The 8,526-nt window shown below is 59.3% G+C and carries 3 protein-coding genes; all 3 read right to left on the bottom strand.

Translation table 11 applies throughout. The annotated features are described in order from the left end of the window. Positions 1–114: 114 nt before the first annotated feature. Complete coding sequence (gene fdhF / locus Q7V20_RS23265) at positions 115–4,209, bottom strand: formate dehydrogenase subunit alpha (RefSeq protein ID WP_304796405.1); 4,095 nt, start codon at positions 4,207–4,209, stop codon at positions 115–117. Beyond that, a complete protein-coding gene (locus Q7V20_RS23270; protein WP_304796408.1) occupies positions 4,206–4,814 on the bottom strand; it encodes a hydrogenase iron-sulfur subunit in 609 nt (202 codons plus the stop codon). The genes fdhF and Q7V20_RS23270 overlap by 4 nt, the downstream gene beginning before the upstream one ends. A 348-nt stretch (positions 4,815–5,162) precedes the next feature. Further along, positions 5,163–8,225, bottom strand: a complete 3,063-nt coding sequence (locus Q7V20_RS23275) for an FAD-dependent oxidoreductase (RefSeq protein WP_304796411.1) — start codon at positions 8,223–8,225, stop codon at positions 5,163–5,165. Between the last annotated feature and the right edge of the window lie 301 nt (positions 8,226–8,526).

Below are 8,526 nucleotides of genomic sequence, written 5' to 3' on the forward strand. Positions count from 1 at the left end.
CTGATTCCGTTACTTGAAACATGGTGCTCTCCTCTTTTTCGTTGTGATGGGCGGTTTTGCTCATCAATTTTTTTAGAGAGAATTCGCCAATGAATTCTCCCGTTGTAATTCCTATCAAACAGACTCCATCCGTACCGCGCAAGCCTTGTATTCAGGGGTTCCGGCAATCTCATCCACACCAGGGCTGGTCAGGATATTGACCAGAGGGTCGGCGTGATGGAAGGCCATAAATACCGAGCCGGGCCGGCTGCGTTCGGTGACTCTGGCTTTAACCTCAAGGGCCCCACGCCGAGAAACGACCATAACCCGGCTGCCCTCTTCGATCCCGATCCTTGCCGCATCCTCGAGATGGATTTCCACAATTTCCTCAGGTTCAAGGGCGGCAAGTCCCTGACATCTACGGGTCATGGAGCCGTTATTGTAATGGGCGAGCCTCCGGCCGGTAACCAGGGTAAGCGGGAACTGTTCGTCAGCTTTTTCCAGGGTCTCGACATTGCCAAGCACGGAAAAACGGCCCTTGCCCCTGGTGAAGCTCTCTTGATGGAGAATCGGGGTGCCGGGGTGTTCCCGGTTCGGGCAGGGCCAGATCAGGCCGTCGCCTTCCAGCCGTTCATAACGAACCCCGCCCAAGATCGGGGCGCAGCGGGCAATCTCCTCCATGATCCGGGCCGGGCCTTCATAGGTCATGGGATAGCCCATAGCCGCGGCCAGTCGGCAGGTGATCTCCCAGTCCGGCAGGGCAAGTCCCGGCGGCTCTACCGCCTTTCTGATCCGCCGGATGCGGCGTTCGGCATTGGTAAAGGTCCCGTCTTTTTCATAAAAACAGGCGGCCGGCAGCACCACATGGGCTATTTCCGCACTCTTGGTAAGAAAAATGTCCTGAACCACCACCATTTCCATCGCGGCATAGGCACCCCTGACGTTGTTGACATCGGCCTGGGTGTGGAGCGGATCGTAGCCGATGAGATACATCCCCTTGAATCGTCCCTCGCGGGCCGCCTCATACATCTCCGGTTCCGTAAGCCCTGGGCTTGCGGGCAGGTCCGCGCCCCAGGCCTGACTCAACCGCTCCCTGGCCGCCACATCAGCCACGTCCTGATAACCCGGCAGCACATAGGGCAAAGCCCCCATATCGCAGGAACCCTGGACATTATTCTGACCTCGCAGAGGGCAAATACCGGCATGGGGGCGACCGACGTTGCCGGAGGCAAGCGCGATATTGGCCAGCCCCATGACACCCTGTGTACCGTTGCGGTGTTCGGTGACCCCCAGGCCATAAAGGATCATGCCTTTGCGGGTAGAGCAATAGAGGCGGGCCGCAGCCCGTACCAGATCAGGGGCGACACCGGTCACCTCCGCCATGGTTTCCGGGCTATAGGCCGCCACATGCTGCCGCACTGTCTCCAGATTCTCTGTCCGTCCGGCAATAAAATCCTTGTCTTCCAGTTCTTCATCAAGGATGGCGTGGAGCAGTGAGTTCAGAAGCAGGACGTTGGTGCCCGGCACCAGCCGCAGCCATAGATCGGCCATGGCCGCCATCTCGGTGCGCCGGGGATCGATAACGATGAGCTTGGCGCCATTGCGCACGGCCCGCCGCACCTTCATGCCAACCACTGGATGGGCCTCGCTGGTGTTGGAACCGCAGATCAGAATCACCTCGGCCCCTTCGATATCGGCCAGTGAATTGGTGGCCGCCCCACTGCCCAAGGCAATGCGCAGGCCGCTGACTGAGGGAGCGTGACAGACTCGGGCGCAGTTGTCCACCGAGTTGTTTTTCAGGACCAACCGGCAGAACTTCTGGGCCAGATAGTTGACCTCGTTTTCACAGCGGGAGGAAGACAGGACGCCAAGGGCCTCCGGGCCGTGATGTTCACGGATATGGGCGAAACGGCGGGCAACAAAATCAAGGGCCTCTTCCCAGGTACCACGGCGGAACGGTTCATCAAGCCGCTCTCTGATCAGGGGGTGGGTCAGCCGCTCGGGATGGCGATAAAAATCAAAACCGAATCTCCCCTTGACGCAGAGGTCGCCCTGGTTCGGCGGGGCCTCGTGCCGGGCCTTGACCTCAAGAAGCACGTCTTGCTTGACCTGAAGATCCACGGTACAGCCGGTGCCGCAGTAGGTGCAGACGCTCTGGATCTCTTCGGCCTCGCCGGGGAGAAGGGGCAAAAAGAGCTGCTTTTTGGTCAGGGCCCCGGTGGGACAGGCATCGACGCAGGCCCCGCAGGAGACGCAGTTCTCGCCGATGGCAAGATGAATATTGGCCAATTGCCCGTTTGCTTCCTCACAAGTTACTGAGATAGCCTCAAATTCACAGACCCGTTCACAGCGTTGACAGGCAACGCAACGGCTCGGATCAATGGCGATGAAACGATGCGAATCATCAGGGGTATGGAACCGTTTTTCCGGGGCGCTGGAACTCTTTATTTTGAGCTCACCACAGAGCGGACGCAACTCACATTTAGCCAGCCCCAGGCAGCCGCAGGCCAGACAGCGCTTAGCCTCCCGCACCGCCATCTCTTCGGTGAAGCCCAGTTCCACCTCGGCAAAATCGCCAATGCGCCGCTCCGGGGGCCGAACCGGCATCTGCTCGCTCAGATTGATCGGAAAGCCGTTGAAGTTGCGCATGTCCACTTCTTCAAACTTTTTGCCCTTGCTGAAGTTGAAACGGCCATCCACCGGCCGATCATCCGCGCATCCCAATTGTTGGTGAATCGTCTCCGCCGCCCGCCGTCCGGCATCGACGGCTTGAATCACTGAACGCGGCCCGCTGACCACCTCGCCTCCGGCGTAGATTCCCGGCAGGTTGGTCTGCATGGTGGTGGGATCGGACTTGATCGTCTGCCTGGGCGTGAGTATGAGCTCCGCTTCCAGTTCTCCGTAATGGTGGAAATCTCCGTCCGCCTCCTGGCCCAGGGCGTTGATGACGGTCTCCCCGTTCCAGGTCAGACAGGAGCCTGCAACCGGAACCGGCCTGCGGCTTCCTGCCCCGTCAGGCTCGGAAAGCACGGTTCTGGCCATTTCTACCTCGAAGCCTGCTACCTTTTTGTGGATGGCAAGGGGAGTGGCCATCAGGAAAAACTTTACTCCTTCCTTTTCCGCCTCAACGATATCCCGTTGATGAGCGGCCATTTCCGTTCGTGAACGGTCATGGATGAGGGTAACTTCGGCTGCGCCAAGACGGATTGCGCATCGTGCCGCCTCGACCGCGACCTTGCTGCCGCCGATAATGAGAATTTTGCCGGGCAACTCGTGGAGGGTATCAGTCGCCACTTGTCCAAGAAAATGGAGGCCGTCGAGTGCGGCCTCGCCTCCGGATACGGCCAACGTTTTTAGTCGGCCCATGCCGGTGGCGATGAAGATTGCCTTGAATCCCTGATCCTGCAAATCACGGAGAACAAAATCCCGCCCCCATTTTTTGCCGGTGCGGACGTGAACGCCCATGGCCAGGATATTGTCGATTTCGCGGCGAAGCTCTTTTCTGGGGAGTTTGAAGGCGGGAATGGCATAACGGGTCAATCCGCCTAATTCCGCAGCCGCCTCAAAAAGGGTGACGCTGTGTCCCTGCTTGCGCAGAGAATAGGCAGCCGACAAACCGGCCGGTCCGCCACCGATAATGGCCACATTATGGCCGGTAGCCGGTTTTGGTTTGTCGACTAAAAGTCCGTGTTTGTCGGCATGCTCCACCAGGAATCGCTTAAGATGATTGATAGCCACCGGTTCGTCGAGCAATACCCGACGGCAGCGGGTTTCGCAGAAACGAGGGCAGACCCGGCAGACAATGCCCGGCAGGGGATTTTTCTCCTTAATCAACCGCAGCGCGGCCTCATACCGGCCTTGGCCGATGAGGTTGACATAGCCCTGGACATTGATCCCGCCGGGGCAGGTGAGATTACACGGGGCCTTGCAGTCACCGTAATGGACGGCGGCGAGCTGTTGCAGCCGTTCCGTCCGGTGTTTTTTTAACGCCGGGCTGGCGGTCTCCACAACCATTCCTTCCCGTACCGGGGTCTGGCAGGAACGGAGCTGCTTGCCATCCGCCTCCACCAGGCACAGAAGGCAGGGCCGTTTGGCGTCAGCCTTACCGGGAAGGTGGCAGAGGTGCGGAATGTCGATTCCCGCCTGGCGTGCGGCCTCCATGATGGTGGTGGCGACAGAGACGCTCACCGGCTGGCCGTTGATGCTCAGGGATATCTTGCTGCTATTCATGGAACCGATGCCCCTATCAACTCGGTCAGGATCTTGTCGCACTTGTCATGGACCAGTCCGGCAATAGTGGGACGCGAGAAATCTCCGTTTTTCATCATCTCTTTTGAGGCGCTGATCAGGTTCATTCTGAGCTTGCGGTCTTTGGCCGTTTCCGCCGCCTGCGCTAACTTCTGACGCAGCAGTGTCGGATCGATGCCTTCACTTGTCCCCAGTGGCCCAAGGGTTGCGGCATTTTCGGTGAATTTGGTGATGATCTTGACAAAGTTCGGGCCCTCGGCGGCCGAGGCCCAGTCGATGAGAAAGCGCTGGCTGTTTATGCCCAGCCGGGCCAGGGTCTCGTGCACCATCGCGGCGGTGATCAGGGCATGGTAGTTGCCGTCCTGATAGTGGCATTCGCCGGGATGACAGCCGCCGACAAAGATGGCGTCCGCCCCTTTGGCCAGTCCTTCCAGGGGAAAGGAGGGGTCGAGCCTGCCTGAGCACATCATGCGGATGACCCGCAGGTTCGGCGGATACTGGTAGCGGCCCACGCCTGCTGAATCGGCGGCGGTGTAGCAGCACCAGTTGCAGAGGAATCCAAGAACTTTTGGTTGATAATCTGACATGTTATGCTCCCATACGGAAATATTCTCTGTTCGAGAATGCGTTGTAATTTTGTATAAACAATGGAGACTGGAGTGGGAATCGAACCCACATCTCATCCGCGTATCAGACGGAGGCATCACGGGTTTGAAGCCCGCGCCGCACACCAGTACGGGGTTCCAGTCTTTCAGTCTCTGTCCTTTAATCTTCGGTCTACAGCCTTCAGTAAATGATGGGCAAAGGCCGACAGGCCGTGCCCATCAGCTCCGTGGCTCGATACGGACATGATGGGCACGCTTCGCTTTGCCCATCCTACGGTTCTTCGCTTCGGAGTCTTCGTCTACCTGCCCATCCTACTGTTCCCATACCGATTAAACCTTCTCGCCAAAGGCCGCGATCTGCGCCCGGATACCGTCCAGAGTGAAGCGCCCCATGTCGATGGCCATGGTTGGACAGCGGGCGGCGCAGACGCCGCATCCCTTGCAGGATGCAGTCAAAGTTCGGGCCTTGCGGGGCTTGACCTCCTTATCAATAGTGATGGCCTTATACGGGCAGAAGGTCTCGCAGGCCCCGCAGCCGATGCACAATTCGGCATCGACATGGGAGACGATGGGCTCGGGTGAAATCGAACCCCGGGCCAGGGGCTGACAGGCCCGACCGGCTGCGGCCTGGGCCTGGGCAATGGTCTCGTCCATCGATTTTGGGGCATGGGCCAGACCGCAGACGAAGATCCCGTCCACCGCCATATCCACCGGCCGCAGTTTTACATGAGCCTCCAGATAAAACTTGTCGGCAGTCACCGGCACCTTGAGCATCCGCGACAGAAGCGACGGATCTTCCGGGACAATGCCCACGGAGAGCACCAGCAGATCGGTATCGAGCTCCACCTCTTCGCCCAGCAGCGGATCATAACCCACCACCTTCAGCGGGCTTGATTTGCTGCGTCCCGGGCTGACCTTGGGCGGATTATCCGGGGTGTAGCGGATGAAGATCACGCCCAGTTCACGGGCCTTCAGGTAATCGTCCTCCAGGAAGCCGTAGGCCCGCATGTCGCGGTAATAGACGAAGATGGTCAGCTCCGGGTGGAGTGCCTTGAGGCGCAGGGCGTTCTTCAGGGCCTGACCGCAGCAGACCCGGCTGCAATAGGCCAGATCCGCACCCCGTGAGCCCACGCACTGGATCATCACCACCTGTTTCATCTTGGCGGAAAGCGGGCGGCCGGATGCCAGCCGGGCTTCCAGTTCCAACTGGGTCATGACCCGGTCGGAGTCGCCGTAGAGATACTGTTTCGGCGCATAGGGTCTGCCGCCGGTGGCAATCACCATAACACCGTGGTTGACCACCTCAGTGCCGGATTTTTCGGCGACTGTGGTGGTGAAGTTGCCCACATAGCCGGAGACACTGGCCACTGTGGCCTTGGCGCGCACACTGATTTTGGGATGGGTTTTCACCCTGTGGGCCAGATCGGCTATGGCCTTACGCGGATCACGGCCAAAACGGTCAGCAGTCAGCAACAGGGCCGATCCACCGAGTGTATCCCCCTGCTCGACCAGGGTCGTCGGGAATCCCTGTTCGGCAATGGTCAGCGCTGCTGTCATACCGGCAAGGCCGCCGCCGATAACAAGAGCCGACGGAGTAACCGGAAGCCGTTGTTCCGGCAGGGCGGTGAGATGGGCCGCCTTGGCCACGGCCATGCGCACCAGATCCTTGGCTTTGGCGGTGGCCGCCTCGGGCTCATGCATATGGACCCAGGAACATTGATCGCGGATATTGGCCATCTCAAAGAGGGCGCGGTTGAGGCCCGCATCCCGCAGGGTGGCCTGAAAGAGCGGTTCGTGGGTGCGCGGGGTGCAGGCGGAAACCACGATGCGGTTGAGCCGGTGTTCGCGGATGATGTTGACCAGATGCTGCTGGGTGTCCTGAGAACAGGAATAGAGATTGTCGGTGGAATAGACCACGCCGGGCAGATCCCGGGCATAATCGCGCACCGCCCGCACATCGACGACACCGGCGATATTGATGCCGCAATGGCAGACAAAGACGCCGATGCGGGGTTCCTCTTTGGAGATATCACGCTCCTCAGGAAATACGGCCTTGGTCATCTCGGTGCCGCGGGCCGCAACAAGCTGGCCCGAACAGAGGGCGGCGGCACCGCCCGCCTGGGTGACTGAGTCAGGGATATCTTTTGGCCCCTGAAAGGCGCCGATCACATAGACACCTGGCCGGCTGGTAGCAAGCGGCGCGTAATTGCTGGTCTGGGCAAAGAGGTAGTTGTTCAAATCGATACCGGCTGCCTGCCCAAGCTGCTCGGCGTCGTCCGGCGACTCAATCCCCTGGGAGAGGACGACCATGTCGAACATCTCGTAGTGATGTTTGCCGTCATCCGTGGCCCAGGTGAGCAGCAGGCCGCCGTTAAAGACGTCCTCCACTTGCGGTGGCCGGGCGTAGATCACCCGAAAGTTATTTTCAATCGTGGCCCGTTCACGGGCTGCGTCAAAGCCCTTGCCGTGGGTGCGGATATCCATGTAAAAGAGGGTGATCTCGGCGCTGGGATCATGCTCGCGGGCCAGGGTCGCCTGTTTGATGGCGTACATGCAGCAGACCGAGGAACAGTAGTTGTTGCCGCAGGTCTGGTCGCGGGAACCGATACACTGGAGAAAGGCGATCTTTTTGGGATGTTTCTTGTCCGAGGGGCGGAGAATTGCCCCGTTGGTGGGGCCGGAGGCGCACATCAGCCGTTCGTGCTCAAAGGCGCTGAGGACATCGGCGAACTTGCCCCAGCCATAGCGGCCGAGCACCTCCTTGCTGACCCGGCCCAGACCCGGCGCCAGGATCACGGAACCGACCGCCAGCTCAAGGATCTCTTCCTTCTGGTCGAAACGGATGGCCTTGGCCTGACAGGCTACGGCGCAGAGGCCGCAGGTCTGGTAGTTGAGCATGAGACAGGCCTTGGCGTCGATATAATAGCTGGTGGGCACGGCCTGGGCGTAATCGATGTGAGCGGCATTCGAGATCCCGAGATTCTCGTTGTAATCATCGCCGATCTGCTTGAGGCAGTAGAGGGTACACTGGCCGCAGCCGGTGCACACCTCCTCGTCGATGTACCGGGGCTCTTTCCTGATTCTGGCGGTAAAGTTGCCGGGGACGCCGTCTAACGAGAGCAGTTCCGACTTGGTCAGGATCTCGATATTGGGATCGCGGCCCGCCTCAACAAGCTTGGGTGCGAGGATGCAGAGCGAGCAGTCGTTGGTGGGAAAGGTCTTGTCGAGCCGGGCCATGACCCCGCCGATGGCGCCGGATTTTTCAACCAGATAGACCTTGAGGCCGAGTTCAGTGAGATCGAGTGAGGCCTGGACTCCGGCCACCCCGCCACCTACTACAAGAACCGCACCGACCGCCTGGATGGCGGAAGGAGTGGAAATAGAAGCGTGCATAGCTCCTCCTTTGCTGTACGTTATACCGGAAAAAACATTTCCGGATCTGCCGCGGCTCTCTGCAAGCAACCGCAAACAACGTCAGCGAACAAGGAAGGGAAACTACCTGGTTAGCGCCTGAGACCGTTCATGGGAGGCAGGAGAGCCGCAATATCGTCCATCCCGAACCGGGACGGCCGGCTTGTGCCGGGGTATTGCTCAGATGTGGGGCGATCTGTGTTTCAAAATGACTCTCCGTGAAGATGAAATAAAATGAATTTTTGACAAGTATAAGGTTGATTATATTGTTACAAAATATCAT

Source organism: Aquabacterium sp. (assembly GCF_030652515.1).
In the GTDB taxonomy this organism is placed as follows: domain Bacteria; phylum Pseudomonadota; class Gammaproteobacteria; order Burkholderiales; family Burkholderiaceae_C; genus Aquabacterium.